This is a genomic window from Telluria sp. AZSoR62, assembly GCF_058111565.1.
The window spans coordinates 1-238 of record NZ_JBYTST010000570.1 but is presented as its reverse complement, the minus strand read 5'-3'; the positions used below and the strand labels follow the sequence as shown (position 1 = coordinate 238).

Here is a 238-nt window from a genome sequence, read left to right as displayed (position 1 = left end):
CTTCGGCGGCTTCCGCGCGAACACGTTCGAGTTCAATATTGAGCTGTATACCCTCGATCTCTTTGCGTGTCTTACCGTTCCTAGCATCGTGTACGTCAGCTTGCGCTCGCAGATAGGCCGACTTCATGCGAGGAACGATAGTTGCGAGCTGCTCGACCTTGCCCGAAACAAGCGTCCGCCCGATCACTCCCAGAAGTCCCCCACTACCTGCCCCGACGATCCATGGCTGATACTGCTC

1 protein-coding gene is annotated in these 238 nt (G+C 57.1%); it reads right to left on the bottom strand.

What is annotated here, in order from left to right; translation table 11 throughout:
• The coding region (locus AC3XQU_RS24800) for a hypothetical protein (protein ID WP_489876750.1) at nt 1-238 on the bottom strand (238 nt) is incomplete at both ends.